Source organism: Microcella pacifica (assembly GCF_009371975.2).
In the GTDB taxonomy this organism is placed as follows: Bacteria; Actinomycetota; Actinomycetes; order Actinomycetales; family Microbacteriaceae; genus Microcella; species Microcella pacifica.
Genome location: NZ_VIKT02000001.1, coordinates 189,524 through 214,917, shown reverse-complemented (window position 1 = coordinate 214,917; position 25,394 = coordinate 189,524). Strand labels below are relative to the sequence as shown.

Genomic DNA, 25,394 nt, shown 5'->3' with positions numbered 1-25,394 from the left:
CGCCGGGGCGCTACCCCTTCGCTTCGGAGCCGCGCTCCGTGCTCGCCTCGCCCTGCTCGAGCTCAGCGACGAGCTCCATGGCCGTGAGCTCGCGCGGCCCCTCCTCGATCGCGTCGAGCGTGCCGAGCACGGTCGACTCGTCGAGGCGCTGCAGCTTGCGCGCAGTGGGGAAGACCTGGCGCTCCATCGACCCGACGAAGCCGTTGTAGTTCTTGATCGTGCTCTCGATGGAGCGCCCGAGCTTCTCGACGTGCCCGGCCATCGTCGCGAGGCGCCCGTAGAGCTCGCGGCTCAGATCGAAGAGCACCTTCGCATCGGCGGTGAGGACATCCTGCTGCCAGGAGAACGCGACGGTCTTGAGCACCGACCACAGGGTGACGGGGGAGGCGAGGGCCACGCGCTTGCTGAAGGCGTAGTCCATGATGCCCGGGTCGGCCTCCATGGCCGACGACACGAGCGACTCGCTCGGAATGAAGGCGATGACGAGCTCGGGCGAGGCCTCGAGGCCCGCCCAGTAGGCCTTGCTCGCGAGGGTGTCGATGTGGCCGCGCACGAGCCGCACGTGCTGCTTCATGAGGGTCTCGCGCTGCGCGCCCTCCTCACCCGTCGCGGTGACGGGAATCTGGCTCGCGCGCAGGTACGCCTCGAACGGCACCTTGGCGTCGACGGCGATGTTCTTGCCGCCGGGAAGGTGGATGACCATGTCGGGGCGACCCGCGCCGGCGTCGGAGGTGATGCTCGACTGCACGTCGAAGTCGACGCGCTCGATGAGCCCCGCCGCCTCGACGACGTTGCGCAGCTGCGTCTCGCCCCAGACGCCGCGCACGCTGTTCGAGCGCAGGGCCGAGGCGAGCGACTCGGCCGTGCTGCGCAGCCTCTCCTCCGACTCGGTCGCCGCGCGCAGCTGCTGCGCGAGCTGGCCGTGCTGCTGGCTGCGCTGCGCCTCGAGCTCGGTGACCTTCGACTGCATCGTGCGCAGCGACTCCTGCACGGGCGCGAGGGCCTGCAGCACGCGGCTCTCCTGCTTGTCGCGCTCCTCCCGCTCGAGGTCGCGATGCCGGGCGAGGGCGAGCTGCTCGTCGAGGGCGCTCGCGCGCGACTCCGCCTGGGCGACGCGCACCTCCGCAGCGGTGGCCTGCTCGCGCAGTGCGGCGAGCTCTGCCGCTGCGCCCCCGCGACGCGAGAGGAGGAGGCCGATGATGACGCCGAGCACAGCGCCGACGACGAGGCCGAGCAGGAGCGGGAGCAGGAAGTCCATACGAGCCAGTGTGCCAGGAGCATCCGACAGCGATCGTCCCGAGGAGACGGTGGCCGTGGTCGTATCGTGAGGGCATGACCCAGGCGCCGCGCTCCCTCGACGTGAGCACCGATGACCTGCGCTACCTCGTCGCCGTCGCGCGCGTCGGCCGCATGGTGTCGGCCGCGGCGCTCCTCGGCGTCGACCACACGACCGTGCGGCGGCGGCTCGACCGCCTCGAGGCGGCGCTCGGCGTGCGACTGCTCGACCGCGGTGCCGACGGGTGGCAGCTCACCGCGATCGGGCGCGACGTCGTCGAGCGCGCCTCGGGCCTCGAGGGGCTCGTCGAGCAGGTCGTCGCGGCGGCGTCCGGCAGCGACGTCGTGCGCGGCACCGTGCGGGTCGCGACGCCCGACGGCTTCGGCGCGGTGTTCGCGGCTGCGGCGCTCGCGCGGGTGCGCACCGAGCATCCCGGAATCGCCGTCGAGCTCGTGACCTCCACGAAGCCGATCTCCTTGCGCGGCTCCGGTTTCGATCTCGTCGTGTCGATCGGGTCGACGGCGGGGTCGCGCGTGCAGTCCGAGCTTCTCACGGAGTACTCGCTGCGCCTCTACGCCTCGCCCGAGTACCTGGCCGCGCGGCCGCCTATCCGCGACCCCGCCGACCTCGCCGGCCACGACCTCGTCTTCTACGTGGATGCCCTGCTCACGGTGCACGAACTCGACCTCGCCCCCGTGCTCGGCGACATGCGGCTCGGCTTCGGCTCGACGAGCGTCTTCGCGCAACTCGAGGCGGCGCGCGCCGGGGCGGGCATCGGGCTGCTGCACGCGTTCATGGCCGAGGGCGTCGAGGGGCTCGTGCCGGTGCTGCCCGGCGCGGTCGACTTCCGGCTGCCGTTCACGCTCTCCACGCGCCCCGACAGCCCCGCGGTGGATGCCGTCGCGATCGTGCGCGAGGCGCTGCGCGATGAGGTTGACCGGCGTCGCGCCGAGCTGCTGCCGGGTGGCTAGTGCTGTGCGTTTTCGCAGATAGCGTGTGCGACTTCGGTGCTTGATCGCAGAGCGTGGGGAGCGCAGACTGGGGTCGACCACCGTCGTCCGCGTGAAGGAGCACCCCATGACCGATGTCCAGAATTCGCTCGTGCAGCACTGGGTCGGCGGCGAGGCCTTCGCCGGCACCTCTACGCGCACCGCGCCGGTCTACAACCCTGCTCGCGGCGCCGTCGCCCGCGAGGTCGCCCTCGCCTCGACCGCCGACGTCGACCACGCCGTCTCCGTCGCCGCAGTAGCGCAGCCCGGGTGGGCTGGCACGTCGATCGCGAAGCGCCAGCAGATCATGTTCGCCTTCCGCGAGGCGCTCAACGCGCGCAAGGACGAGCTCGCGGCGATCCTCACCGAGGAGCACGGCAAGGTGCTCAGCGACGCGGCCGGCGAGATCGCGCGCGGCCTCGAGATCGTCGAGCTCGCCTGCTCGATCCCGCAGCTGCTCAAGGGCGAGTACAGCGAGAACGTCTCCACCGGCGTCGACGTCTACTCGCTCAAGCAGCCTCTCGGCGTCGTCGGCATCATCAGCCCCTTCAACTTTCCCGCCATGGTGCCGCTGTGGTTCTTCCCGCTCGCGATCGCCGCAGGCAACACGGTCGTGCTCAAGCCCTCCGAGAAGGACCCCTCGGCGTCGCTGTGGATGGCGCAGGTCATGAAGGAGTGCGGTCTGCCGGACGGCGTTCTCAACGTCGTGAACGGCGACAAGGAGGCCGTGGATGCTCTGCTCGAGCATCCCGAGATCGCCAGCATCTCCTTCGTCGGGTCGACGCCGATCGCCCGCTACATCTACGAGACCGCCTCCAAGAACGGCAAGCGCGTGCAGGCCCTCGGCGGCGCCAAGAACCACATGCTCGTGCTGCCCGACGCCGACCTCGACCTCGTCGCCGACTCCGCCGTCAACGCGGGCTTCGGCTCGGCCGGCGAGCGCTGCATGGCCGTGTCGGTCGTCGTCGCCGTCGAGCCCGTCGCCGATGAGCTCATCGACAAGATCCGCTCGCGCATGAGCGGCCTGAAGGTCGGCGACGGCACGCGCAGCTGCGACATGGGCCCGCTCATCACGCAGGAGCACCGCGACAAGGTCGCCTCCTACCTCGACGTCGCCGCCGAGGACGGCGCCGAGATCGTCGTCGACGGGCGCGGCATCGAGGTCGACGGCGACGCGAACGGCTTCTGGCTCGGCCCGACCCTCGTCGACAAGGTGCCCACGACCTCGCGCGTCTACACCGACGAGATCTTCGGCCCCGTGCTCTCCGTCGTGCGCGTCAAGACGTACGAGGAGGGGCTCGCCCTCATCAACGGCTCGCAGTACGGCAACGGCACGGCGATCTTCACCAACGACGGCGGAGCCGCGCGGCGCTTCCAGAACGAGGTCACCGTGGGCATGATCGGCATCAACGTGCCCATCCCCGTGCCGGTCGGCTACTACTCGTTCGGCGGCTGGAAGAACTCGCTCTTCGGCGACGCGAAGGCGTACGGCACGCAGGCGATCCCGTTCTTCACGCGCGAGAAGGCGATCACCTCGCGCTGGCTCGACCCCTCGCACGGCGGCATCAACCTGGGCTTCCCGCAGAACTAGCGCTCGCGCAGCGCTCCGCTCCGCTCCGCGCCGCTCCGCGGCGCGCTGCGCGAGCGCCCCTACGCGCCAGATCTGGCGCAGAGGGGCACTCGCCGCCCGCGGTTCCGCCCTCTTGGGGCAATTCTGGGAGCACGAAGAACGGGCTCGGGGCACGTGGGGCGGACTTGGGCGCGACGATCGGGCGTGGGCGCGGGCGCGTGCGCGGGCGTGGGCGTGGGCGCGGGCGCGTGCGCGGGCGCGCGGCTACGTCTCGTCGGCGGCGTCGCGGTCGCGCATGCTGCCCATCGCGGAGCCGTCGCCGTACTTCTCGCGCGGGATGACGCTGAGCGTGCCGTTGGTCTTGAGTACGATCGCGGCGATGCTCGCGAGGTCCCCGCTGCCGCTCGAGCGCACCGCCTGCTCGACCTCGGTCTCCGTGAGCCGGTTGCGGGCGATCGCGTCGCGCCTGAGTGCGCCGTCGCGCACGAGCACGACCGGCTGAGCAGAGACGACGGAGCGAGTGCGCGGCCACCGCGATGACACGAGCGCGACGACGAGCTGCAGGCCGACGAGCAGGGCGAGGGCCGCGAGACCCTCGGACCACGACACGTCGGAGCTCAGCAGGATCGTCGCGAGCGTCGAGCCGATCGCGACGGTGACGACGAAGTCGAAGGCGTTGAGCTGGCTCAGCGTGCGCTTGCCGCTCAGCCGCAGTACGACGATGAGCGTCGCATACGCGGCACTCCCCACGAGCAGCACCCGCGCTATGTCTCCCCACGAGTCGAACCACATCACGCTCCCCTCTCCGCGCGCGGCACTCGGGGGCCGCGAGCGCTCGCCACGGTAGCCCGTCGGCGCGAGTGGCCTCCCAGCTTCCGGGATGTGGCGCCGCAACCAGTGTCAGATCTGGCGCAAGGGGGCGCTCGCCTCCTCCGGATGCGCCACTTCGCGTCAGATCTGGCGCATGTTGCGGGGTGTGACGTCGCGCGTCACTGCGTGACGTCGTGTTGCGGTGCGTGACGGCCGCCCTCGACGCGCGCCGGGCATCCCGCCTAGCGTCGCCCGCATGACTCTTCTCACCGCACCCTCCGTCCCCACGTCCACCGCCGACGAGCGGGCCGCGCGGCTCACCGAGGCGGGCGCCGCCTGGGGCGATCGCATTGCCGCAGACGCGACCTCCGCCCAGCTCACCTACCGCGTCTCGGGCGTCGGCGAGGGCTCGGTCGCGACGACGATCCGCGCCGGCAAGCACGCGTTCGTCGTCGACGAGCCGGCCGCGCTCGCGGGCGACGATGTCGCTCCGAGCCCCGTCGAGTTCGCGCTCGGCGCTCTCATCTCGTGCCAGGTCGTCGTCTACCGCCTGTACGCGCAGGCGCTGGGCATCCAGGTCGACGACATCACGATCGACGCGGAAGGCGATCTGGATGCGCGCCGCCTGTTCGGCATCGACGAGGGCGTGCGGGCCGGCTTCAGCGACGTGCGGCTCGCGATCACGATCACCGGCCCCGAGTCGCAGGAGCGCTACGAGCACTTGCGCGAGGCTGTCGACGCGCACTGCCCGGTGCTCGACCTGTTCGCGAACGCGACGCCCGTGACCGCGACGGTGCGCAAGGGCTGAACCGCGTCGCTCGGGCCGGAGCGACTCGGCCTAGCCGAGCACGGCCGGGCGTCGGTCAGCCGCGGCCGCCTCGGCCGCCGGACCGATGAGGCCGAGCCCGCCGCCCGTGATGCGCGCGAGGTCCTCCATCGTGGAGACGTCGTGGCGCTTCGCCGCATGGACGATGATGGCGGCGCACGCTTCGGCGTCGGCGAGCGCGTCGTGGTGGGCGAAGTCCTCGAAGCCCGCCGCCATCGCCGCGACGGGCAGCTTGTAGGAGTCGAGGTGGTAGGTCTTGCGCGCGACCCGCAGGCTGCACAGGTAGCGCAGGTCGGGCGTCTCGAGCCGGCTCGCCTCGCAGGCGGCGCGCAGCACCCCCATGTCGAACCCCGCGTTGTGGGCGGTGAGAACGTCGCCGTCGACGAAGTCGAGCAGGGCATCCACCTGATCGCACCACAGAGGCGCGTCGACGATGTCGGCGGCGGTGATGCCGTGGATGCGCGTGTTCCACTCGAGCACGTGGTCGAAGCCGAGCGGCGGGCGGATTAGCCAGCCCGCCTTGTCGACCACGCGACCGTCGCGCACCTTCACGAGCCCCACCGAGCACGCGGAGGCCGCAGCATTGTTGGCGGTCTCGAAGTCGATGGCGGTGAAGTTCAGGGGCACGCTCCGATGCTCGCATGCGCCCCCGACCGCGTGCTCCGGGCGCGCCGCGCGGCCCTAGCCTGAGACCGTGAACGCCCTCCGCCGCTTCAGCCCCGCCGTGCTCGCCCAGTTGTTCTGGGCGAGCAACTTCGTCGTCGCCGACCGGGTGGTCGCCGAGTTCTCGCCGCTCGAACTGACATGGCTGCGCTGGGTGGGCGCGCTGCCGATCCTCGTCGTCGTGGCGTGGTGGCTGGAGAAGCCCCGGTGGCGGGATGCTCTGCGCGAGTGGCGCCTGCACCTCGTGCAGGCACTGCTCGGCATGGTGTTCTACACACTCTTCCTCTACTCGGCGCTCGAGTCGACCTCGCCGGTGACGGCGAGCGTCATCACGGCGCTCAACCCGGCGGTCATCGCGATCGCGGCGGTCATCGTGCTGCACGAGCGCATCCGACGACCCGGCGTCGTCGGCATCGTCGTGTCGTTCGCGGGTGTGCTGATCGTCATCCTCACGGGGCAGGGCCTCAGCGAAGGCATCGGCTTCTCGCCCGGCGACCTGCTCATGCTCGGCGCGATCAGCGTGTGGACGGCCTACGTCATCACGAGCCGCCGCCTGACGACTCCGCCGATCACGGCGACGACGATCCAGGCGGCCATGAGCGCGGTCATGCTCGTTCCCGTCGTCGCCGTGCTCGGGGCGCCCGGCATCGAGGCCGGGCCGAGCGCTGGGGCGTGGTGGGGCCTCGTCTGGATCATGGTCTTCCCCTCCGCCCTCGCCTACCTGTTCTGGAACATCGCGGTCGGCACCCTCGGCGCGTCGAAGACGGGCGTGTTCCTCAACCTCTTGCCGGTGTTCACGGCGGTCATCGCACTCGCGTTCGGCGACGTCCTCACGATCGGCCAGGTCGTCGGCGGCGCGGTCGTGCTCGCCGGCGTGTACCTGACGACGCGGCCGGGAAGGGATCACGAACCGGGCGTTCCCGCTCTGCCGGAGCCGCTCGACCCGGAGAAGCCTGACCCGGATGCTCCCGCCGACCCCGCGCGCCGGGAATAGTTCTGCATACGAACGCATTGACTCCAGCATGACGAAGCTCGGATTCCTCTCCTTCGGACACTGGCAGGACGTCCCCGGCTCGCGCACGCGCACAGGCGCCGAAGTGCTGCAGCAGGCGATCGAGCTCGCGGTCGCCGCCGAGGAGGTCGGCGTCGACGGCGCGTACTTCCGCGTGCACCACTTCGCCCGCCAGCACGCCTCGCCGTGGCCCTTGCTGGCCGCCGCGGGTGCGCGCACGAGCCGCATCGAGCTCGGCACGGGCGTCATTGACATGCGCTACGAGAACCCCCTCGCGATGGCGGAGCTCGCCGCACAGGCCGACCTCATTGCGAGCGGCCGACTGCAGCTCGGCATCAGCCGGGGGTCACCCGAGACGGTCGTCGACGGCTGGCGCGCATTCGGCTTCAAGCCCGCCGAGGGCGAGAGCGACGCCGACATGGCGCGGCGCCACACCGACATCTTCCGCCGCGCGATCGCCGGGGAGGGCTTCGCGCCCGCGAACCCGCACATGACGGGCACGACGGCGATGCAGCCGATCCAGCCGCATGCGCCGGGCCTGAGCGACCGCATCTGGTGGGGCGCGGGCACGCGCGCGACCGCCGTGTGGACGGCCGAGCAGGGCATGAACCTCATGAGTTCGACGCTGCTCACGGAGGACACCGGGGCTCCGTTCGACGAGCTGCAGGCGGAGCAAATCGCGATGTACCGCGAGGCATGGGCGTCGGCGGGGCACGCTCGCACGCCGCGGGTGTCGGTGAGTCGGAGCATCCTGCCGATCATCGACGAGGAGACGCAGTACTACTTCGGCGTGCAGGCGCAGGGCGCCCAGCGCGACCAGGTGGGCATTCTCGACGGTGCGCGCTCGCGCTTCGGCCGCTCCTACATCGGAGCACCCGACGCGATTGCCGCGGAGCTCGCGCAGGACGCCGCCGTGCAGGCCGCCGACACGCTGCTCGTGACCGTGCCGAACCAGCTCGGGCCGGAGTTCAATGCCCGCATCCTCGAGTCCATCAAGCGCGACATCATGCCCATCGTGGACGCCGAGGTCGTACCCTCGCTCGCGTGAGGATCCTCCTTCTCAGCGATACGCACCTGCCCGTGCGGGCGAAGGCCCTGCAGCCGCAGGTGTGGCGCCTCGTCGACGAGGCAGACCTCGTCATCCACGCGGGCGACTGGGTCGACGTCGCGACGCTCGACGCACTCGAGTCGCGCGCGGCACGCCTCGTCGGCGTTGCGGGCAACAACGACGGCCCCGAGCTGCACGACCGGCTCGGCGAGGTTGCCCGCGTCGAGGTCGAGGGCGTGCGTATCGCGGTCATCCACGAGACAGGCGCCGCAGCGGGTCGCGAGCGCCGGTGCGACGCCCTGTTCGGTCCCGATTCGGATGCTCCCGCCGACGTCCTCGTCTTCGGCCACTCCCACATCCCCTGGGATTCGACGACTCCCGGCGGCGTGCGCCTCCTCAACCCGGGCTCGCCGACTGACCGGCGGCGCCAGCCCGTCGGCACGGTCATGACCGCCCACGTCGCCGACGGCGCTCTGCACGACGTGACCCTCGTGCCGACCCCGCGCTGAGTTGCTCGGCGGGACGCTCCTCCGCGTGCAGCGCCGAACTCGCCCGTTCGGGAACGCTTCACCGGTTCCGGAACGGGCGAGTCGTTCCAGGTCGGGTGGGTCGCCCCGCGCGGTGTGTCTCAGCGCCCGGCGGCGTACCCCTGCGCCCCGCGCGAGTTCGCCGCCGCGTAGAAGCAGCCGCGCTCGGGGTCGACACCCACGCAGCTCAGGCGGCCGAGGCTCCACGGCCCCATGACCGTCACCTCGTGGCCGCGCGCCCGCAGTTCCTCGATCACTGAATCCCCCAGCCGCGACTCGACCGTGAGCGACGCCGGCTGCACCGTGCGCGGCTCGAACGACGAGACCATCGCATCGGTGTGGAACATGGGCGCGTCGATGGCCTGCTGCGGCTCGTAGCCTCCCACGAGCCGGCGCAGAAGGTAGAGCAGCTGCCACTGGTCCTGCTGGTCACCGCCCGGGGTGCCGAGCGCTTCGATCACGCGCCCGTCGCGCACGAGCATGGTCGGCGACAGCGTGCTGCGCGGCCGGATGCCCGGCGCAAGCCGAGACGGAGCATCCTCGTCGAGCCACGCCATCTGCAGGCGCGTGCCCAGGCAGAAGCCGAGACCCGGAATCGTGGGCGACGACTGCAGCCAGCCGCCCGAGGGCGTCACCGAGATCATCGTGCCGTGCCGGTCGACCACGTCGAGGTGGCACGTGTCGCCGCGCTGGCGCCCCGCGCGGTCGAGCGTCGGCTCGCCCGAGCCCGGCAGGGGATCGGCCGCAGTCTCGCCGGCTGAGCGCACGGGCGGCATCCACGGCGAGCGGCCGCCGGGGCGGCCGGGGCGCACCTCGCGCGACGCGTTCTCGCTGATCGCGGCAGCGCGCTCGGCCGCGTAGGACGCGCTCAGCAGCTCGGCGAGCGGCACCTCGGCGTGGGCGGGGTCGCCGTACCAGGCGTCGCGGTCGGCGAGGGCGAGCTTGAGCGCCTCGGTGATGGTGTGCACGCCGAGCGCCGTCGACGGGTCGAGCACGGCATCGCCGTGCGGCGATGTCGCGGCGCGCGCCTCGAGGATCGCGAGCGCCTGCAGCAGCACGGGCCCCTGGCTCCACGGGCCGGCCTTGACCACGTCGACGCCGCGGAAGCTCAACGCGACGGGCTCCTCCTCGGCGGGCGCGTACGCGGCGAGATCCGCCGCGGTGAGCACGCCGGGCAGCGCGCCGCCGAGGGAGTGCTGCACGGGCTCGCGCACGAACTCCTCGACGGCCGAGCCCACCTCGCGGTTCCACCAGTCGATCGCGGCGCGCACGCGCGACTCGCGGCTGCTGCCCGCACTCGACGAAGGCGCCTCGCCCGCGCCCATGAGGCGCGCGAGCACCGCGGCCCACGGCTCGTTGGTGATCATGTCGCCGGGTGCGGGAGCCGTGCCGCCGGGCATCCACTGCGCAGCCGAGGTCGGCCAATGCTCCTCGAACAGCGGCGCCACCGCGGTGATCACGCGCACCACGTTCTCGTGCACGGGGTGCCCGTCGCGCGCGTAGCCGAGAGCGGGGGCGAGCACGTCGGCCAGCTCCCAGGTGCCGCGCGTCTCGAGCAGGTGAAGCCACGCGACAACCGAGCCGGGCACGGCGGCGGCGAGCGGGCCGGCACCGGGAACCTCGTCGAGCCCCAGCGAGCGGTAGTGCTCGATGGTCGCGGCGGCCGGCGCGGCGCCCTGCCCTGCGAGAACGAAGGGATGCTCGCCCGCGGGTGCGACGAGCGCCGTGAGATCCCCGCCCGGCCCGTTGAGGTGCGGCTCGACCACGTGCAGCACGAACGCCGCAGCCACGGCGGCGTCGACGGCGGTGCCGCCCCGCTCGAGCACCGACTGCGCGGTGGCCGTGGCGAGCCAGTGCGTGCTCGCCGCCATGCCGAACGTTCCCCGCAGCTCGGGGCGCGTGCGGTCGGCGGGCGCCGGGGTGAAGGCGGGGGAGGGGGAGTCGGCGCTCATGCTCCCACGCTAGGCGCTCAGTAGCGCGGCGCGGCCGGCTGGCCGTAGAACTGCTCGAGCGTGCGCCGGCCGCTCGCGGCGTAGTCGGCGGCGAGCGTCTCCCCGACGTACCGGAAGTGCCAGGACTCGTACTCGTACCCGGTGACGCTCGTCATGCCCGACTCGTAGCGCAGGATGTAGCCGTACTTCCACGAGTTGGCGGCCAGCCAGCGCCCCTGGCGGGTGGCGCCCAGGCACGTGTATGAGCCGCAGTTGGAGGCCCCGATGGGGTACAGGTCGGCGGCGAGCCCCGTCTGGTGCTCGCTGTGCCCCGGTCGCGCGACGTACAGGTCGGCGTACGTCTGGCCGCGCGTGCGGACGGCGTTGTTGTAGATCGCCGCCTGGGAGGACGCGGGCCGGTAGCCGCTCGTGAGCCCCACACTCCCCGCGCCCGCCGCGCGCACACCCGAGTACATGCGCTCGAGGGCCGCCGCCGCATCCGACCGCAGCAGGTAGGAGCCGCTGCTGGGAATCGAGGGGCGACGCAGGCTGCTCGGCACGTAGCTCGTCGGAATGCCGTTGCGCTTGTTCACGAGCACCCACAGTGAGGATGCTGAGCTCAGGCTTCGGCACTGCTCGAGTCGCTCGACGCCGGGGCTGAGGGCGCCCGGCCCGCCGACGAGGGTGCGCGTCGTGATGGCGCTCGAGCCCAGGGCGCTGCGCACCGAGCTGGGGGCGCAGTAGGGGAGCGAGAGGTACAGCGGCAGGTTCTCGCGCGCGGCGAGGACGGAGATGGAGAGGGCGTCGGCGAAGCTCGTGCCGGAGGCGATGAGCACGCGGGGCGCGCTCGTGCCGAACGCCGATTCGGAGATTGCGCGCGCCGTGGCGTAGCGGTCGGCGCCGGCGGCGCGCTCCACCTGGCTCGAGCCCAGCTCGGAACCCAGCTGCGATGCGATGCCGCGGGAGACGACGCTCGTGCCGCCGACGAGCACGACCGAGGTCGTGCCGAGGTCGCGCAGCAGCCGCAGAGCGGTGCGGTCGAGACGAGAGCCGTTGCCGCGCACGATGAGCACGGGCGCTCCCGCGGAGCCCGCGGCGGGGCCGGCGGCGAGAGCGTCGGGGAAGCTCGCGCCCGTGGCGACGAACACGGTGTCGGCACTGCTGAAGACGGAGCGCACGAGCAGCTCAGCGGTCGCGTAGCGGTCGGCGCCGCCGATGCGCTCGACGGGCGCAATGGCGTCGGCGGCCCTCGCGACCGACGACGAGATCGCGCTCGTGCCGCCGACGACGACGATGCGATCGGGGTCGAGACGTCGCAGCTCGTCGGCGACGACGCGCGGCAGGCTGCGCGAGGCGGTGAGCAGCAGGCCCCCGCCGGCGGCGGCCGCGACGGGCCCGGCAACGATCGCGTCGGGGAAGTTCTCGCCCGCGACGAGGTACACGACGTCGGGGGTGTCGGGGCCGGGGAAGGTCGCGAGGCTCGCCGCGACGGAGGTCGCGTACCGGTCGGCGCCGCTGATGCGCTCGGTCGTCGCGGCGGCGGGCGAGACGGTCGACGTCACGGGCTGCGTCGAGCCGAGCGAGGTCGGCACGGCGGGGCGCTCCGCTTGAGCGGGGGCCGAAGCCGCGAGCACGATGCCCGCGCCGGCGAGGAGGGCGAGGGCGGTGGCGGCGCGAGGGCGGAGGCCGAGCATCCCTCGATGCTACCGACTGCGACGGCAACCCTGCTGATGCGCCCGAGATCGGCGCTCTCGGCTCAGCGGTCGCCGGTAGGCTGAACCCCCGTGGCTCTCACTATCGGCATCGTCGGCCTGCCCAACGTCGGCAAGTCCACCCTCTTCAACGCGCTCACCGAGAACGACGTGCTCGCGGCGAACTATCCGTTCGCCACGATCGACCCGAACGTGGGTGTCGTCGAGCTGCCCGACGAGCGCCTGACGGTGCTCGCGCAGATCTTCGGCAGTGAGCGCATCCTGCCCGCCACTCTGTCGTTCGTCGACATCGCGGGCATCGTCAAGGGTGCGAGCGAGGGCGAGGGCCTCGGCAACCAGTTCCTCGCGAACATTCGCGAGTCCGACGCGATCGCGCAGGTCGTGCGCGCCTTCACCGACAGCGACGTCGTGCACGTCGCCGGCGGAGTCGACCCGGCGAGCGACATGGAGACGATCAACACCGAGCTCATGCTCGCCGACCTGCAGACGCTCGAGAAGGCGCTCCCGCGATACGAGAAGGAGCTGCGGGGCAAGAAGCTGGATCCTGCGGTCATGGATGCGGCCCTCGCTGCGAAGGCCCACCTCGAGGCCGGGCGCACGCTCTCCGCCGCCGGGTTCGACGCCTCCCCGATCCGCGAGCTCGGCCTGCTGAGCGCGAAGCCGTTCATCTACGTGTTCAACGTCGACGAGGGCGTGCTCGGCGACCGCGCGCGCATGGACGAGCTCGCCGCACTGGTCGCGCCGGCGCAAGCCGTGTTCCTCGACGCGAAGATCGAGAGCGAGCTCATCGGCCTCGACCCCGAGGACGCGGCCGAGCTTCTCGCGTCGACGGGTCAGACGGAGAGCGGGCTCTCGCAGCTCGCGCGCATCGGCTTCGACACGCTCGGACTGCAGACGTACCTCACGGCGGGCCCGAAGGAGTCGCGCGCCTGGACGATCGGCAAGGGCTGGAAGGCCCCGCAGGCAGCCGGTGTCATCCACACCGACTTCGAGAAGGGCTTCATCAAGGCCGAGATCATCGGCTTCGACGACCTCGTCGCGTGTGGTTCGGTCGCGGAGGCCCGCGCGAAGGGCAAGGCCCGCATCGAGGGCAAGGACTACGTCATGCAGGACGGCGACGTGGTCGAGTTCCGCTTCCAAGCAACGTCTGGAAACCAGAAGTAGGTAGATGTCCGATGCTTCTCGACTCAACGGTGCTCGGGGGCCGTGCAACCGCAGGAGAGGTCGCGGGTCGGGCCGTATTGCTCGTCCAACTTCCCCCGCCGCGTTGGAACTTTCGTCGTTCCCCGCCGCTCTGGGAGTTGCATGACGTTCCTTGGGACGATCCGGACGCCGAATGTACCGATTCCTATTGGGATGGAGAAGCGCTTATTGCAAGACTCAACGAGTCGGCGATTGAGTGGTTGCCTTCCAGTGAACTTCGCAGCTTCATTGATGAGCACTTCCACGAGCTCGAGTCCGCTCGCGTCATGCGAGATCGTGGCTTGTGAAGTGGTCGAGTCCCGGCTTAACGCCTAGCGTTATTGACGCGACGCGTTATACAATGATCGCGTGATCCGGTCGTTCGGCAGCAAAGACACAGAGCGACTGTGGCGTCGTGAACGGGTGCCGTCGATCGATCCTCGGATCCATTCGGTGGCGCTGCGGAAGCTTCGCCAAGTGGGAGCCGCGACCGTTCTTGACGACTTGCGAATCCCGCCCGGTAATCGGCTTGAGGCGCTGAAAGGCAATCGAGCCGGGCAGCACAGCATCAGAATCAACGACCAGTGGCGGATCTGCTTCGTGTGGACCGATGCTGGGCCAGAGGAGGTCGAGATCGTTGACTATCACTGACAAGATTCCCCCGATTCATCCGGGCGAGGTTCTCATGGAGGACTTCATCAGGGGGTTTGGCATCACCCAGAACCGCCTCGCTGTTGCGATCGGTGTGCCTCCGCGTCGCATCAACGAGATCGTGCATGGCACGCGCGGAATCAGCGCAGACACCGCGCTTCGGCTGTCGAAGTACTTCGGCACGTCGGCCGAGTTCTGGCTGAACCTGCAGACGCACTACGAGCTCGATCGTGCGCAAGATCGAGCAGCTGACCAGATCGCCGCGATCACGCCTCTCCAGGTCGCGTGACGGCCGAGGTGCTCGACCGAAGCGTTCGCGTAGGCGTCCGCAGTCGGGCCGTCGGAGTAGCCTGCGGGCATGGACCAATTCGAGGCCCGAGCGATGACGCACATGCTGGTTGTGGAAGATGCGACCGCCAGTCGTGACTGGTACGTCAAGGTCTTGGGTGCCTCTGTCTACGGCGAATACGGAGGCACCTCGGTGGTGCTGGATCTGCTGGGGAACTGGCTGTTGCTCGTCACCGGCGGTGGACCGAGCCCGGAAAAGCCGACTGTCACGTTCGCCGCGCCGGGTGATGCTGATCACGTCAGCTCGCAGCTCATCTTTCGGGTCGATGACTGTCAGGGCACCTACGTCCTGCTCAGCGCGCGCGGAGCCCAGTTTCTGAGCGCACCTCTTGATCGAGGTGGCGAGATTCGGGCATTCTTCCGCGACCCGGACGGCCACTTGTTCGAAATCTCACAGCTGACCTGACCGGCGTACGGGAGGTTTCTCGCCGCGCGCGCGAACTGGCCCATCAGATGACACACGATTCACGCAACAACGACCTTGAACCATGACACCCAGATACTCGCTGGTGAGATCGTCTACCGATTCATCGACGACAAGGAGCCAAGATGACTTCCCACAATGAGGGTGCCTCGGAGGGCCGCACGCCCGCGCCCGACGAGTCGAGCATCCCCGAGCTCGAGGACGATGAGACGATCGCCCCTCGACCGGAGGAGGAGATCGCCGACGCAGCTCGAGCGGAACCGGACCTCGATAACGCCTAATCGGTAGCTCGCTCGCTCACGTCTTCGCGATGCTGCGCCGCGACGGCGTGTGAGAATGAGTCGTGACCACGACCTACCCGCCTCGCACCAACACGCTCGCACTCGTCGGATTCATCGCCAGCTTCATGCTCCCGATCGTCGGCATCGTGCTCGGCGTGATGGCTCGCCGCCAGATCGCCGTGACGCATGAGGGAGGTCGGGGGCTCGCTACAGCCGCCCTGATCATCGGAATCGTCGGCACGACCGTGCAGGTGATCTTCTTCATCGTCTGGCTCTCACTCTTCACGTACGGGATCAGCCAGGCTCCCGTCTTCCGCTAGCAGCCCGCCTCCGCGGTGGCGCGACGGCTCAGTTCTCGGCAGCCTCGGTCGCGCGGGGTGCGCTCGCGAGGAGGTCGGCGACCTCCGTGGCAACCACCGTCGGAAAGGTGACCGTCAGTTCTCCACCGGTGGTGGTGATGATGAAGCCGGTGCCGATGCCGCCTGAGGCGCCCCCGAGTGGCGCGCCACTGATGGAGAGCGCGTTGGGCGATGGGGCAGGTCGGATGCTCTGCACGGGCACGACGCGATCACCGACGATCCCGATCGACGGGCTGAAGCGCAACAGGCCGGGTTCCACGGTGGCGACGCCGCCGCTCCATTCGGTACCAATGTTCAGTACGCGTCGTTCGAGTGCACGGATCGAGCACCGCACTTCCCCCACGAGGAGCCGTTTGCGGTCGTTGCGTCGGTCGACCTCTTCGGGAATGAGCCACCAGAGCCATCCGACGAGCAGGTCGCCGATGACGTCGAACACGAAGCTCACTCGACAATTCTCGCACTCGAGTCGCGCGGTGTCGTCAGCTGCCGAGCTCTTCGCGCAACCTCGGCTCAACCCGGTGCTCGGGTCGAGCCCCCGACTTGTCGGCGTAGAAGGCGCGAATGCGGTCCATGTCGTGCGGCACGTCGCCGGTGAGCTCAAGCGTCGGCCCGAGCCCGGTGGTCATGGTCGTGCGGTCGACGTAGCCCAGCGTGACCGGGAGGCCCGCTTCGCGCGCGATCCGGTAGAAGCCCGACTTCCAGTGGCTGTGGCCTCTGCGGGTGCCATCGGGGGTGGCGACGAGGCCGAAGACATCGCCAGAGCGGATGCGCTCGAGCACTTCCGACACCACGAGAGCTGGAGCATCCCGGTCGACAGGTATGCCGCCGAGGCGTCGCATGATCGGCCCGCGCCAGCCGCGGAACAGGCTCTTCTTGCCGAGCCAGCGAAAGTGCAGGTCGAGCCGCCAGGCGATCGCGAGCATGAAGACGAAATCCCAGTTCGACGTGTGCGGTGCCCCAACGAGAACGGTGGGGCGATCGGGGGCGGGCTCCGAGACGAGCTTCCAGCGGCTGACGGCCCAGAACGCGCGGGCGACGAGGCGTCGAACGACCATGGGTCAAGCGTATGTCGCCGTGGGAGCCGACACGCACGCGGGGGAGTGTGCCTCGCGAGGCATGTGCCGCGAGAGGCACAGGGCGATCACGGGTATTCCGACCGGCATCGGCGCAGAGCCGACACACAGCCCGCACGCCCCACCCGCACACGCCACCCGCACCTGACGCCCAGAAATCGAACATGGACGCGCGCACTGCTCGCGCGCTAGCGTCAGCGCATGTTCCTTCTCGAGCTCAACTGGCTGGGCATTCTCGCCGGATTCGTCGTGTACTTCATCACGGGCGCGATCTGGTTCGGCCCCAAGACCTTCTACCCCGCGTGGATGCGGGCCAAGGGTCACGACCCGGCGAACCCGCCCGGCATGCACGGCATGACCGTCGTCTTCGGTCTGACCGCGGTCGGCGCCCTCGTGCAGGTCATTGCGCTCGCGAGCGTGCTCTGGTTCGTCGCCGAGGCGCAGGGCGCCGCCGGTCCGCTCGGCGGCGCGCTCGCCGGCCTCCTCATCGGCATCGGCTTCGCCGCCGCGAGCTCGCTCTCGCACCGCCTCTTCGGTGGTGACGGCTTCCGCGTGTGGGCGATCGAGGTCGGCGGCGACATCGTCGGTCTCACTCTCGCGGGCCTCGTCCTCGGCCTCATCGGCTGACGCGCAGGTCGCGTCCGGCACGATAGAAACGTGGATGCTCACCGCGCGCTGACCGACGCCCGAGCCGCGCTCGCCGCGGCCGCCGCCGAGCTCGCCGCCCGCGGCATCCCGCCCGAGCAGCTCGCCGTCACCGTGCCGCCCCGTCGCGCGCTCGGGTTCATCCCGCGCCCCGCGACGATGCGGCGCACCGGTGAAGGATTCTTCCTCGGCGCGATCCTCGTCACCGTCGACGGCGAGGCCTTCGAGCCCGGCACCATCCTGCGTGCCACACGCCAGGTGCTCCCCGGCCATCAGGCCGCGTCGGCCCAGGAGCGTCGCGCCCTGCGGCAGACCGCGCTCGACGCCGGCTTTCGCGAGGGAACCACCGTCGTGCTCGACTCCCGCGCCCTCCCGCTCGACGACGAGTCGGCGATGCGCGCCGAGTCCGGCCCGCTCGTCCTCACCGATGACGGCGTTCGTGTGCGGTGGATGCCGACCGCCCCCGATGACGCACTCCGACCGCTCGGCGACTACGTGCAGGAGCGTCTTGACCTCAGCGGCTCGCGAACCACCGGGGGAGCGACCTCGGTAGGCTAGGGGGAATGTTCTCCCCGAGGGCCGCATGACCGGTCCGATTCTGCGCAAGGCCGACCGGGACGAGGTCGTCGAAATGACGAACCTCTTGCACCTCGCGCACGCTGAACTCGCCGACCGGGGCCTCAACTTCTCCGGCGTCGACCAGACCGTCGCCACGACGCGCCGCCGCTCGTTCCAGGGCAGCACGTGGGTGCTCGAGCAGGACGGCCAGCTCATCGGCATGGCGACCCTGAGCATGCCGCCGAGCAGCGTGCTGCGCAATCTCAGCGAGGTCGCGAACGTGCGTCGCGCCGCGTGGCTCAACCAGTTGGCCGTGCATCCCGATCATCGGGGCGACGGCCACGCGCGCACGCTCTTCGAGAAGATCCGCGATGAGGCGATCCGCCGACGTGCCGCGTTCCTCGGTATCGACACGGCGCGACCCGCCGAGGACCTGGTCGAGATCTACCTGTACTGGGGCTTCGCCGAGCGCGAGGTCATCCAGTGGCCGGGCAAGGCGTACGACAGCCTCGTCATGACCCTCGCCCTGCGGCCCCTGCCGGCGATGCCCGCCCAGGCCTGACCCCCCAGGCATCACACCACCGAGCGCTCGCGGCACCGCCTGCGCCACACTGGGGGCATGAGCGACCCGATCGTCCGCACCGTCCGCGCCGTCGTCGCGCCGATCACCCGCACGCGCGCCTTCCGCTGGCTCGCCCCGCGCCTCATGCCGCCGATCGAGCGCGCGATCGCGACGGTCACCGGCAGCTCCATCCAGTTGAGCGGTCTCCTCGTACCCTCGCTCGTGCTGCGCACGATCGGGGCGCGCAGCGGCCAGCCGCGCGACTCGATCCTCATGTACACGGCCGACGGCCACGGCTGCGCCATCGTGGCCGGCACGAGCTTCGCCCGCGAGAAGCATCCGGCGTGGACGTACAACCTGCTCGCCCATCCCGACGCGCAGATCGCGGTGAGAGGGCGGCGGTACGCGGTGCGCGCCGCCCTCATCGAGGGGGATGCTCGAGAAGCAGCCTGGCGCCGCATCGAGCACCAGTGGCCGGGGTACCGGGCCTACGAGCGCGAGTCCGGCCGCGTCGTGCGACTCTTCCGGCTCACGCTCACGCGCGAACTCTAGGCTGGGCGGGTGCAGATTCTCGACGTCCTCCTTGTCCTCGGCGGGCTCGTTCTTCTCATTGCCGGCGGTGAGGCGCTCGTGCGCGGTGCGTCGAGCATTGCGACCCGCATCGGCATGTCGCCGCTCATCGTCGGCCTCATCGTCGTCTCCGCGGCCACATCGGCACCCGAGCTGGCGGTGACCGTCGGCTCGGTCATCAGCGGCGAGCCGGGGCTCGCCGTCGGCAACGTCATCGGCAGCAACATCGTCAACATCCTGCTCATCCTCGGGCTCTCTGCCCTCGTCGTGCCGCTGCTCATCAAGCGACAGCTCGTGCGGTTCGACATCCCCGTCATGGTGGGACTGTCGGTGCTGCTCGTCGCCGTGAGCCTCGACGGTCAGATCGGGCTGCTCGACGGCGTGCTGCTGCTCGCCGGGCTCGTCGTGCACGCGGTACTGAGCATCCTCATCGGGCGTCGGGAGGTGCGCGTGGGGGCGGAGGGTGCCGGCACCGCGCCGATCCCGACCCACGGCAGACCCACGCCGGTGTGGCTCTCGCTCCTCCTGCTCGCCGTCGGCATCGGGCTCCTGGTGCTCGGCTCGCAGCTGCTCGTGACCGGTGCCGTGAGCATCGCGACCGGGCTCGGTGTGAGCAGCCTCGTCGTCGGGCTCACCGTCGTCGCGATCGGCACCTCGCTGCCGGAGCTCGCGACCTCGATCATCGCCGTGCGGCGCGGCGAGCGCGACATGGCCGTCGGCAACATCGTCGGCAGCAACATCTTCAACATCGGGCTCGTGCTCGGTCTGCCGGCGATCATCTTCGGCGAGGGCATCCCCGTTCCCGCCGCCGCGATCTCACTCGACCTGCCGGTCATGCTCGCCACCGCGATCGCCCTCCTGCCGATCGCGTTCACGGGGTTCATCATCGCTCGATGGGAGGGCGGGCTCTTCGTGGCGATCTACGTCGCCTACACGGCCTACCTCGTGCTCGCAGCCACGCAGCATGACGTTCTCGAAGGTTTCACCGACGTCATGCTGTGGTTCGTGGTGCCGCTCATCGCCCTCACACTCGTCGTTGTCACTACCTACGAGGTGGGGTTGCATCGGGGCAAACGGCTCGCCGCGCGCGAGGCGAGCGCGAGCGACGAGGGATCGCGGCCCGAGGGCTGACGCACTCGGCTACTCTCGGCGGCATGGATTGGCTCGTCTCCGCCCTCGGCATCGCGCTCGTTCTCGCGAGCGCGTACGACGTATTCCACACGCTCCTCAACCCCAGCGGGCGTGGCACCATCAGTCGGCTGATCTTCGCGCTCTCTTGGCGCGCGACACGGCGGGCCCGCCGTCTGGGACTCGCCGTCGGTCCTGCTTCGGTAGTCGCCGTCATCGCGATCTGGGCGGCGACGCAGGTCGTCGGATGGGCCCTCATCTACACGCCGCACATTCCGGAGGGCTTCGCCTACTCGCACGACATCGACCCGGCCGACTTCGTCGCCTTCTGGGAGGCGGTCTACTTCTCGGGCGCCACGCTCACGACGCTCGGGTTCGGGGACACCGTGCCGATCGAGCCGTGGCTGCGCGTGCTCGCGCCCGTCGAGGCGCTCGCGGGCTTCGCACTGCTCTCGGCGAGCGCGACGTGGTTCCTCCAACTGCACGGAGCACTCGCCCGGCGCCGCTCCCTCGCCCTGCGGGTTTCGCAGCTCGAGGAGGCAGGCTTCGCCGAGTCGCACACCCAGACTCCGCGCCCCGCCGCGGCGGTCATCATCGAGTCCATCGCCGAGCAGATCGCGGTCGCACGAGTCGACTACGTGCAATCGACGGAGACGTACTACTTCCGCGACCTCGACGAGCGGGCCTCGCTCTCCTCCGCGCTCCACGCGGCCTGGCGCATCGCGGAGGCCGCGCTCGCCTCGCCCGACGCCGAGGTGCGGCACTCGGGCGCGGTGCTCGACGCGGCGCTGCGCGACTTGGCGCAGTACTTGCACGGCGCTTTCCTCGGCGGCCGCCGCACGGAGCCGCCGGCCGCCCCGGAGGTGTTCGAGCGCTACACCGCCGACCACCGACGGGGCCGCGCTACCGGCTAGTGCCCGAGCAGGTCTTTCATCTGCGAGTAGATGAGTGCTGCCGCGCGCTTCGGCGAGAGGCGCGACATGCGCGACATGAAGCGAGCGTCGGAGCCGATGAAGATCTCGTAGCTGCCCTTCTCGACGGCCGCGACGATCTGCCGCCCCGCCTCGGGCGCGGGGGTCGACTTGCGCTCCTTGCCGCCAGCGCCGGCGCTCATCGCCGCCATCTCCTCGGGGGTCATGATGGCCGAGTTCACCGCGATGTTCGTGCCGATCGCGCCCGGGAAGACGCCCGTGACCTGCACGTTGGTCGCCATGAGCTCGGAATGCAGTCCGCGTGACAGTTGCGCCACAGCGGCCTTGGTCGCGCCGTAGAGCGACTGGCCGGGCACGGGGGCGTAGGCGCCCATGCTCGCGACGTTGACGATCGCGGCCTCGGGCCGCTGCGTGAGCTCGGGCAGGAAGGCCTTGATGGTGTTGATCGTGCCGTACAGGTTCACGTCGATGACGCGCTCGATCTGGTCGAAGCCCAGATCGGCGATCGGTACGAACTTCTGGATGATGCCGGCGATGTTGAGCAGCCCGTCGACCTGGCCGTGCGCGGCGGTGACGGCGGCGGGCAGCGCGAGCACAGCATCCCGATCGGTGATGTTGACGACGTGCGTCGAGATCGCATCGCCCTTTTCTCCCGCGAGATTCACGGTCTCGGCGAGACCCGCCTCGCTCAGGTCGATGGCCGCGACGCGCGCGCCCTTCTCGACGAGCTGGAGGGCGACCTCGCGCCCGATGCCGTTGCCGGCGCCGGTGACGACGAAGACCTTCGAGGTGATCTGCATGATGCTCCTTGATCGTGAGGATGCGCGGCTGCGCGCACCACAAGGCTAGTCACCCTCTCTGCCGTTCGGCAGGGTCGAACGTCCCGCGCCCGCACAGGATCCCGTGGGATTCTGGCGGCATGACGGTTCTGCCGATGTTCCCGCTGGGCAGCGTGCTGTTCCCGTCCATGCCCGCCGCCCTGCGCATCTTCGAGGAGCGGTACATCGTCATGCTCTCGAAGGTGCTCGGCGAGGAGCCCTCCGAATTCGGCATCGTCCTCATCGAGCGAGGCTCGGAGGTCGGCGGGGGCGAGCAGCGGTTCCCGATCGGCACCGTCGCGCAGATCACCCAGGTCGAGGCGAGCGAAGGGTTCATCGGGCTCGTGGCGCAGGGCTCGCGCCGCATCGAGGTCGTCGAATGGCTCGACGACGACCCCCACCCTCAAGCAGAGGTGCGCGTGTTGCCCGAGCTGGAGTGGCAGGATTCGCTGCAGCCCCTGCGCGAGCAGGCAGAGCAGCTCGTGCGCCGCACGATCGCCCAGGCGAGCGAGTTCGTCGAGCAGCAGTGGCCCGCCGACATCGTGCTCGACGACGACCCGGTCGCGGCCGTCTGGCAGCTCGCGGGTATCGCGCCCGTGGGGCCGCTCGACCAGGTGACTCTCCTGCGCTCTGCGACAACCGAGGAACTGCTGCGCGGCATCATCGAGGTGACCCAGGGCGCCGCAGAGATGCTCACGCTGCAATTCGACGACGACGACTTTCCGAGCCCCGACGACTTCCGTGGCTCGAGTGAGTAGAGCCGCGGCTCCGTCGTAGGGTGAGGTCATGAACGATCTCGGCGCCCTTCCGATACCGACCGACGCGGCCACTGCCGCGTGGGCGGGCCCGGTCTTCGCACTCATGGCGCTCACGGTCGTCGTGCTGCTCATCTGGCAAGCCGTGCGGTACTTCCGTTCAGAAGACTCGGACTCGGACTCGGACTCGGACTCGGACTCGGGCTCGGACTCGGACTAGGGCTCCGGCGACCGCGGCGACACAGCTCTGGGGGAGCCGCAGTGGCGACTCCCGTGATGCACGCAGGCGCCGACCGGACGCCGCAGCCAGCCACGTGCGCATGAACTTCCCAGGCACGGAAGCCTGAATCATGTTTGGGTTGACCTGTTAGAAGCCGCATTCCCGCCCAGAGACGAGCCGACAGCCATGATCGAGTTCCAGGGAGTGTCCAAGGTCTTCGACGACGGCACGCGAGCCGTCGACGACTTCACGCTCGTGTTGCCCTCTCACAAGACCACCGTCTTCGTCGGCTCGTCCGGCTCGGGCAAGACCACCCTGCTGCGCATGATCAATCGCATGGTCGACCCGACCGGGGGCCGCATTCTCATCGATGGCGAGGACATCGCCCGACTCGACCCCGTGCGGCTGCGACGCCGGATCGGCTACGTGCTGCAGGCAGCGGGCCTCCTTCCGCATCGCACGGTCGTCGACAACATCGCGACGGTGCCGCGCCTCAACGGGGTGCCCAGGGCGCAGGCCCGAGCTGCTGCACGCGAACTGCTCGGCACCGTCGGCCTCGAGGAGTCGCTCGCGATGAGGTACCCGAACCAGCTCTCCGGGGGGCAGCAGCAGCGCGTTGGAGTCGCGCGTGCTCTCGCCGCCGACCCCAACGTGCTCCTCATGGACGAACCCTTCGGGGCCGTTGACCCAATCGTGCGCGCAGAACTGCAGCAGGAGCTCAACCGGCTGCAGCGCGAACTCGGCAAGACGATCGTGTTCGTGACGCACGATATCGACGAGGCGTTCCTCCTCGCCGATCAGGTCGTGATCTTGAAGACCGGGGGAGTCGTCGCGCAGGTGGGAACGCCCGGCCAGATTCTCTCGGAGCCGGCGGAGGACTTCGTGGCGAGCTTCATCGGTGCCGACGCCGGCAAGCGGCAGCTCTACCTCCAGCACCGCCAGGGCGACGGCGACGTGACTCTCGTCGTCGACGGCGACGGGCGACCGACAGGAGTGCTCGCCGGTTCGCCGGCAGCCCCGGGAGCGGATCCCCGATGAGCTGGACGCTCGACAACCTCGACCTGGTTGCCGAGCTCACCCTCAGCCACATTCGCTTGAGCGTCGTGCCCATCGTGCTGTCGTTCGTGATCGCCGTGCCGCTCGGGTGGGTCGCCAACCGCAACCCCACGCTGCGGGCCGTCACCATCAGCGCGGGCAGCCTGCTCTACACGATCCCGTCCCTGCCGCTCTTCGTGATCCTGCCCTACATTCTCGGAACCCGTGTTCTCAGTGAAGTGAACGTCCTGGTCGCACTCACCATCTACGGCGTGGCGGTCATGGTGCGATCCGCAGCGGACGCTCTGGCCTCGGTCGACAAGGACACGCGGCAAGCAGCGACCGCGGTCGGCTACTCGTCGTGGACACGGTTCTGGCGGGTCGAGCTTCCCCTCGCCGGCCCCGTGCTGCTCGCGGGTCTGCGCGTCGTGTCGGTGAGCACGATCGCCCTCGTCTCGGTCGGCGCGATCATCGGCTCGCGCAACCTCGGGTACCTGTTCCTCAACGGTCGGCAGCGCAACAACCTCGAGGAGATCCTGATCGGCATCGTGGCGAGCATCCTCATCGCTCTGCTGTTCGACGTCATCCTGGTCGCGCTCGGGCGCGTGCTCATGCCGTGGCAGACGACGGCGCCCCTGCGCTTGCTCGCCCGGCAGCCTTCGCCGCCCCGCCAGAGGGGAGGTGCGTCGTGGAGTTCTTCCTCAGCGCGCTGATCTGGCTCGTCAACCCGGAGAACTACGTTCCCGGTTCGCAGAGCCCGCTCCCCATCAGTGATCGGCTCATCGAGCACGTGCTCTACACCGCGATCTGCGTGCTCATCTCCGCGGTCATCGCCCTGCCGCTCGGGTTCTACATCGGGCACACGGGGCGCGGGCGGCAGTTCGTGATCTCGCTCACCGGCGGCGCTCGAGCCATGCCGACGCTCGGCCTCCTCATGGCGCTGTCGGTGTTCTTCGGGTATTTCCTCTCGTTCACCGTGACCGGGTTCGCCGCGGCGTTCACGGCGCTCACGATCCTCGCGATCCCCTCGACGCTCGCGGGCGCGTACGCGGGTATCGAGTCGGTCGACCGCACGACCGTCGACGCCGCTCGGGCGAGCGGCATGAGCGAGATGCAGATTCTCGCCAAGGTGGAGATTCCCTTGGCGATGCCGCTCATCATCGGGGGCATCCGCGCGTCCGTCCTGCAGGTCATCGCGACCGCCGTGGTGGCCTCGTACATCGGGCTCGGCGGGATCGGCCGCATCATCTCCAGCGGCATCGGGTTCAACGACAACGACCGCATCCTGGGTGGAGCGCTCCTCGTCACGATTCTGGCGCTCGTGGTCGACGGAATGCTCGCCCTCGTGCAGCGCTTCGTCAGCCCGCGCGCACTGCGCACCCCGATCTTCACGCCCCGCGCAGTGCGCCGGGAAACCTCAGACACCCGCGCGGCGTCAGCCGGACGACGCGCGGTGGCAGAAGCCTCTGCCGACGAAGGGAAATAACGC

At 70.0% G+C, this 25,394-nt stretch carries 31 protein-coding genes; 23 read left to right on the top strand and 8 right to left on the bottom strand.

Features of this window, described 5'->3' with window-relative positions; all coding sequences use genetic code 11:
- Window positions 1-10 precede the first annotated feature (10 nt).
- Entirely contained in the window at window positions 11-1,258 is a 1,248-nt protein-coding gene (gene rmuC, locus FK219_RS01035) for a DNA recombination protein RmuC (RefSeq protein WP_152582027.1), read from the bottom strand.
- 74 nt (window positions 1,259-1,332) lie between these two features.
- On the opposite strand from rmuC, the gene FK219_RS01030 reads away from it, so the two are divergent.
- Window positions 1,333-2,247 (top strand): LysR family transcriptional regulator, encoded by a 915-nt coding sequence (locus tag FK219_RS01030; protein WP_152582026.1) that lies wholly within the window; start codon window positions 1,333-1,335, stop codon window positions 2,245-2,247.
- 106 nt (window positions 2,248-2,353) lie between these two features.
- Window positions 2,354-3,856, top strand: a complete 1,503-nt coding sequence (locus FK219_RS01025) for a CoA-acylating methylmalonate-semialdehyde dehydrogenase (protein WP_152582025.1) — start codon at window positions 2,354-2,356, stop codon at window positions 3,854-3,856.
- A 243-nt stretch (window positions 3,857-4,099) separates the two neighbouring features.
- Here the strand turns inward: FK219_RS01025 and FK219_RS01020 are convergent, their stop codons facing one another.
- Complete coding sequence (locus tag FK219_RS01020) at window positions 4,100-4,627, bottom strand: DUF421 domain-containing protein (RefSeq protein ID WP_152582061.1); 528 nt, start codon at window positions 4,625-4,627, stop codon at window positions 4,100-4,102.
- A 274-nt stretch (window positions 4,628-4,901) separates the two neighbouring features.
- Here FK219_RS01020 and FK219_RS01015 point away from each other — a divergent pair, with 274 nt between their 5' ends.
- Window positions 4,902-5,453, top strand: a complete 552-nt coding sequence (locus FK219_RS01015; RefSeq protein WP_152582024.1) for an OsmC family protein — start codon at window positions 4,902-4,904, stop codon at window positions 5,451-5,453.
- Between the two features lie 30 nt (window positions 5,454-5,483).
- Here FK219_RS01015 and FK219_RS01010 read toward each other — a convergent pair whose 3' ends face one another.
- The gene (locus FK219_RS01010; protein WP_152582023.1) at window positions 5,484-6,098 is read right to left on the bottom strand and encodes an exonuclease domain-containing protein; all 615 of its coding nucleotides are present in this window, start codon (window positions 6,096-6,098) and stop codon (window positions 5,484-5,486) included.
- Between the two features lie 67 nt (window positions 6,099-6,165).
- On the opposite strand from FK219_RS01010, the gene FK219_RS14050 reads away from it, so the two are divergent.
- The 3 genes from FK219_RS14050 to FK219_RS13545 are packed head-to-tail and all read left to right on the top strand — an operon-like array spanning window position 6,166 to window position 8,703.
- Window positions 6,166-7,128 (top strand): DMT family transporter, encoded by a 963-nt coding sequence (locus tag FK219_RS14050; protein WP_152582022.1) that lies wholly within the window; start codon window positions 6,166-6,168, stop codon window positions 7,126-7,128.
- Window positions 7,129-7,156: 28 nt separating this feature from the next.
- A complete protein-coding gene (locus tag FK219_RS13550; RefSeq protein ID WP_152582021.1) occupies window positions 7,157-8,194 on the top strand; it encodes an LLM class flavin-dependent oxidoreductase in 1,038 nt (345 codons plus the stop codon).
- On the top strand, window positions 8,191-8,703 hold the full coding sequence (locus tag FK219_RS13545) for a metallophosphoesterase family protein (protein ID WP_152582020.1): 513 nt from the start codon (window positions 8,191-8,193) through the stop codon (window positions 8,701-8,703). The genes FK219_RS13550 and FK219_RS13545 overlap by 4 nt, the downstream gene beginning before the upstream one ends.
- A 119-nt stretch (window positions 8,704-8,822) precedes the next feature.
- Here the strand turns inward: FK219_RS13545 and FK219_RS00990 are convergent, their stop codons facing one another.
- Window positions 8,823-10,673, bottom strand: a complete 1,851-nt coding sequence (locus tag FK219_RS00990) for a gamma-glutamyltransferase family protein (RefSeq protein ID WP_235923644.1) — start codon at window positions 10,671-10,673, stop codon at window positions 8,823-8,825.
- A gap of 17 nt (window positions 10,674-10,690) precedes the next feature.
- A complete protein-coding gene (locus FK219_RS00985; RefSeq protein WP_152582019.1) occupies window positions 10,691-12,346 on the bottom strand; it encodes a cell wall-binding repeat-containing protein in 1,656 nt (551 codons plus the stop codon).
- Between the two features lie 90 nt (window positions 12,347-12,436).
- Between FK219_RS00985 and ychF the strand changes: the two genes are divergently transcribed.
- The 6 genes from ychF (at window position 12,437) to FK219_RS00955 (ending at window position 15,570) form a co-directional block, all read left to right on the top strand.
- Window positions 12,437-13,528 (top strand): redox-regulated ATPase YchF, encoded by a 1,092-nt coding sequence (gene ychF / locus FK219_RS00980; RefSeq protein ID WP_152582018.1) that lies wholly within the window; start codon window positions 12,437-12,439, stop codon window positions 13,526-13,528.
- 387 nt (window positions 13,529-13,915) lie between these two features.
- Complete coding sequence (locus tag FK219_RS00975; protein ID WP_152582017.1) at window positions 13,916-14,197, top strand: type II toxin-antitoxin system RelE/ParE family toxin; 282 nt, start codon at window positions 13,916-13,918, stop codon at window positions 14,195-14,197.
- Complete coding sequence (locus tag FK219_RS00970) at window positions 14,184-14,486, top strand: HigA family addiction module antitoxin (RefSeq protein ID WP_152582016.1); 303 nt, start codon at window positions 14,184-14,186, stop codon at window positions 14,484-14,486. Before FK219_RS00975 ends, FK219_RS00970 begins: the two co-directional genes overlap by 14 nt.
- A 69-nt stretch (window positions 14,487-14,555) precedes the next feature.
- On the top strand, window positions 14,556-14,951 hold the full coding sequence (locus tag FK219_RS00965) for a VOC family protein (RefSeq protein WP_152582015.1): 396 nt from the start codon (window positions 14,556-14,558) through the stop codon (window positions 14,949-14,951).
- 143 nt (window positions 14,952-15,094) lie between these two features.
- A complete protein-coding gene (locus FK219_RS00960) occupies window positions 15,095-15,250 on the top strand; it encodes a hypothetical protein (RefSeq protein ID WP_165637996.1) in 156 nt (51 codons plus the stop codon).
- Between the two features lie 62 nt (window positions 15,251-15,312).
- The gene (locus FK219_RS00955; RefSeq protein ID WP_328821551.1) at window positions 15,313-15,570 is read left to right on the top strand and encodes a DUF4190 domain-containing protein; all 258 of its coding nucleotides are present in this window, start codon (window positions 15,313-15,315) and stop codon (window positions 15,568-15,570) included.
- A gap of 28 nt (window positions 15,571-15,598) precedes the next feature.
- Here FK219_RS00955 and FK219_RS00950 read toward each other — a convergent pair whose 3' ends face one another.
- A complete protein-coding gene (locus FK219_RS00950) occupies window positions 15,599-16,054 on the bottom strand; it encodes a hypothetical protein (RefSeq protein ID WP_152582014.1) in 456 nt (151 codons plus the stop codon).
- 34 nt (window positions 16,055-16,088) lie between these two features.
- Window positions 16,089-16,664 carry a 1-acyl-sn-glycerol-3-phosphate acyltransferase gene (locus FK219_RS00945; RefSeq protein WP_152582013.1) on the bottom strand — a complete coding sequence of 192 codons (576 nt, stop codon included), beginning with the start codon at window positions 16,662-16,664 and terminating at the stop codon, window positions 16,089-16,091.
- Window positions 16,665-16,883: 219 nt separating this feature from the next.
- Here FK219_RS00945 and FK219_RS00940 point away from each other — a divergent pair, with 219 nt between their 5' ends.
- The 6 genes from FK219_RS00940 to FK219_RS00915 are packed head-to-tail and all read left to right on the top strand — an operon-like array spanning window position 16,884 to window position 21,059.
- Complete coding sequence (locus FK219_RS00940; RefSeq protein WP_152582012.1) at window positions 16,884-17,309, top strand: DUF1761 domain-containing protein; 426 nt, start codon at window positions 16,884-16,886, stop codon at window positions 17,307-17,309.
- 30 nt (window positions 17,310-17,339) lie between these two features.
- On the top strand, window positions 17,340-17,885 hold the full coding sequence (locus FK219_RS00935; RefSeq protein WP_152582011.1) for a hypothetical protein: 546 nt from the start codon (window positions 17,340-17,342) through the stop codon (window positions 17,883-17,885).
- Window positions 17,886-17,910: 25 nt separating this feature from the next.
- Window positions 17,911-18,447 carry a GNAT family N-acetyltransferase gene (locus FK219_RS00930; protein ID WP_152582010.1) on the top strand — a complete coding sequence of 179 codons (537 nt, stop codon included), beginning with the start codon at window positions 17,911-17,913 and terminating at the stop codon, window positions 18,445-18,447.
- A gap of 57 nt (window positions 18,448-18,504) precedes the next feature.
- Complete coding sequence (locus FK219_RS00925; RefSeq protein ID WP_152582009.1) at window positions 18,505-18,999, top strand: nitroreductase family deazaflavin-dependent oxidoreductase; 495 nt, start codon at window positions 18,505-18,507, stop codon at window positions 18,997-18,999.
- A gap of 9 nt (window positions 19,000-19,008) precedes the next feature.
- The gene (locus FK219_RS00920) at window positions 19,009-20,148 is read left to right on the top strand and encodes a calcium/sodium antiporter (protein WP_152582008.1); all 1,140 of its coding nucleotides are present in this window, start codon (window positions 19,009-19,011) and stop codon (window positions 20,146-20,148) included.
- A 23-nt stretch (window positions 20,149-20,171) separates the two neighbouring features.
- Window positions 20,172-21,059 carry a potassium channel family protein gene (locus FK219_RS00915; RefSeq protein WP_152582007.1) on the top strand — a complete coding sequence of 296 codons (888 nt, stop codon included), beginning with the start codon at window positions 20,172-20,174 and terminating at the stop codon, window positions 21,057-21,059.
- Here FK219_RS00915 and FK219_RS00910 read toward each other — a convergent pair.
- Window positions 21,056-21,877: an SDR family NAD(P)-dependent oxidoreductase gene (locus tag FK219_RS00910; RefSeq protein WP_152582006.1), complete on the bottom strand. Its 822-nt coding sequence runs from the start codon at window positions 21,875-21,877 to the stop codon at window positions 21,056-21,058. The genes FK219_RS00915 and FK219_RS00910 overlap by 4 nt on opposite strands.
- Before the next feature lie 119 nt (window positions 21,878-21,996).
- On the opposite strand from FK219_RS00910, the gene FK219_RS00905 reads away from it, so the two are divergent.
- The 5 genes from FK219_RS00905 to FK219_RS00885 all read left to right on the top strand — a co-directional run bounded on the left by FK219_RS00905 (window position 21,997) and on the right by FK219_RS00885 (window position 25,391).
- On the top strand, window positions 21,997-22,653 hold the full coding sequence (locus FK219_RS00905; protein ID WP_152582005.1) for an LON peptidase substrate-binding domain-containing protein: 657 nt from the start codon (window positions 21,997-21,999) through the stop codon (window positions 22,651-22,653).
- A 28-nt stretch (window positions 22,654-22,681) separates the two neighbouring features.
- Window positions 22,682-22,870 (top strand): hypothetical protein, encoded by a 189-nt coding sequence (locus FK219_RS00900; protein WP_165638005.1) that lies wholly within the window; start codon window positions 22,682-22,684, stop codon window positions 22,868-22,870.
- A 186-nt stretch (window positions 22,871-23,056) separates the two neighbouring features.
- On the top strand, window positions 23,057-23,908 hold the full coding sequence (locus FK219_RS00895) for an ABC transporter ATP-binding protein (protein ID WP_152582003.1): 852 nt from the start codon (window positions 23,057-23,059) through the stop codon (window positions 23,906-23,908).
- Window positions 23,905-24,618 carry an ABC transporter permease gene (locus tag FK219_RS00890; RefSeq protein ID WP_152582002.1) on the top strand — a complete coding sequence of 238 codons (714 nt, stop codon included), beginning with the start codon at window positions 23,905-23,907 and terminating at the stop codon, window positions 24,616-24,618. The genes FK219_RS00895 and FK219_RS00890 overlap by 4 nt, the downstream gene beginning before the upstream one ends.
- Window positions 24,594-25,391 carry an ABC transporter permease gene (locus FK219_RS00885; RefSeq protein ID WP_152582001.1) on the top strand — a complete coding sequence of 266 codons (798 nt, stop codon included), beginning with the start codon at window positions 24,594-24,596 and terminating at the stop codon, window positions 25,389-25,391. The genes FK219_RS00890 and FK219_RS00885 overlap by 25 nt, the downstream gene beginning before the upstream one ends.
- The last annotated feature ends 3 nt before the right edge of the window (window positions 25,392-25,394 follow it).

What these genes read in the sequence shown, in the direction of transcription:
- rmuC (WP_152582027.1), bottom strand. Translation starts at nt 1,258, where the DNA reads ATGGACTTCCTGCTCCCGCTCCTGCTCGGCCTCGTCGTCGGCGCTGTG.
- FK219_RS01030 (WP_152582026.1), top strand. Translation starts at nt 1,333, where the DNA reads ATGACCCAGGCGCCGCGCTCCCTCGACGTGAGCACCGATGACCTGCGC.
- FK219_RS01025 (WP_152582025.1), top strand. Translation starts at nt 2,354, where the DNA reads ATGACCGATGTCCAGAATTCGCTCGTGCAGCACTGGGTCGGCGGCGAG.
- FK219_RS01020 (WP_152582061.1), bottom strand. Translation starts at nt 4,627, where the DNA reads ATGTGGTTCGACTCGTGGGGAGACATAGCGCGGGTGCTGCTCGTGGGG.
- FK219_RS01015 (WP_152582024.1), top strand. Translation starts at nt 4,902, where the DNA reads ATGACTCTTCTCACCGCACCCTCCGTCCCCACGTCCACCGCCGACGAG.
- FK219_RS13550 (WP_152582021.1), top strand. Translation starts at nt 7,157, where the DNA reads ATGACGAAGCTCGGATTCCTCTCCTTCGGACACTGGCAGGACGTCCCC.
- FK219_RS00990 (WP_235923644.1), bottom strand. Translation starts at nt 10,673, where the DNA reads ATGAGCGCCGACTCCCCCTCCCCCGCCTTCACCCCGGCGCCCGCCGAC.
- FK219_RS00985 (WP_152582019.1), bottom strand. Translation starts at nt 12,346, where the DNA reads ATGCTCGGCCTCCGCCCTCGCGCCGCCACCGCCCTCGCCCTCCTCGCC.
- FK219_RS00965 (WP_152582015.1), top strand. Translation starts at nt 14,556, where the DNA reads ATGGACCAATTCGAGGCCCGAGCGATGACGCACATGCTGGTTGTGGAA.
- FK219_RS00960 (WP_165637996.1), top strand. Translation starts at nt 15,095, where the DNA reads ATGACTTCCCACAATGAGGGTGCCTCGGAGGGCCGCACGCCCGCGCCC.
- FK219_RS00945 (WP_152582013.1), bottom strand. Translation starts at nt 16,664, where the DNA reads ATGGTCGTTCGACGCCTCGTCGCCCGCGCGTTCTGGGCCGTCAGCCGC.
- FK219_RS00940 (WP_152582012.1), top strand. Translation starts at nt 16,884, where the DNA reads ATGTTCCTTCTCGAGCTCAACTGGCTGGGCATTCTCGCCGGATTCGTC.
- FK219_RS00930 (WP_152582010.1), top strand. Translation starts at nt 17,911, where the DNA reads ATGACCGGTCCGATTCTGCGCAAGGCCGACCGGGACGAGGTCGTCGAA.
- FK219_RS00925 (WP_152582009.1), top strand. Translation starts at nt 18,505, where the DNA reads ATGAGCGACCCGATCGTCCGCACCGTCCGCGCCGTCGTCGCGCCGATC.
- FK219_RS00915 (WP_152582007.1), top strand. Translation starts at nt 20,172, where the DNA reads ATGGATTGGCTCGTCTCCGCCCTCGGCATCGCGCTCGTTCTCGCGAGC.
- FK219_RS00910 (WP_152582006.1), bottom strand. Translation starts at nt 21,877, where the DNA reads ATGCAGATCACCTCGAAGGTCTTCGTCGTCACCGGCGCCGGCAACGGC.
- FK219_RS00905 (WP_152582005.1), top strand. Translation starts at nt 21,997, where the DNA reads ATGACGGTTCTGCCGATGTTCCCGCTGGGCAGCGTGCTGTTCCCGTCC.
- FK219_RS00900 (WP_165638005.1), top strand. Translation starts at nt 22,682, where the DNA reads ATGAACGATCTCGGCGCCCTTCCGATACCGACCGACGCGGCCACTGCC.
- FK219_RS00895 (WP_152582003.1), top strand. Translation starts at nt 23,057, where the DNA reads ATGATCGAGTTCCAGGGAGTGTCCAAGGTCTTCGACGACGGCACGCGA.
- FK219_RS00890 (WP_152582002.1), top strand. Translation starts at nt 23,905, where the DNA reads ATGAGCTGGACGCTCGACAACCTCGACCTGGTTGCCGAGCTCACCCTC.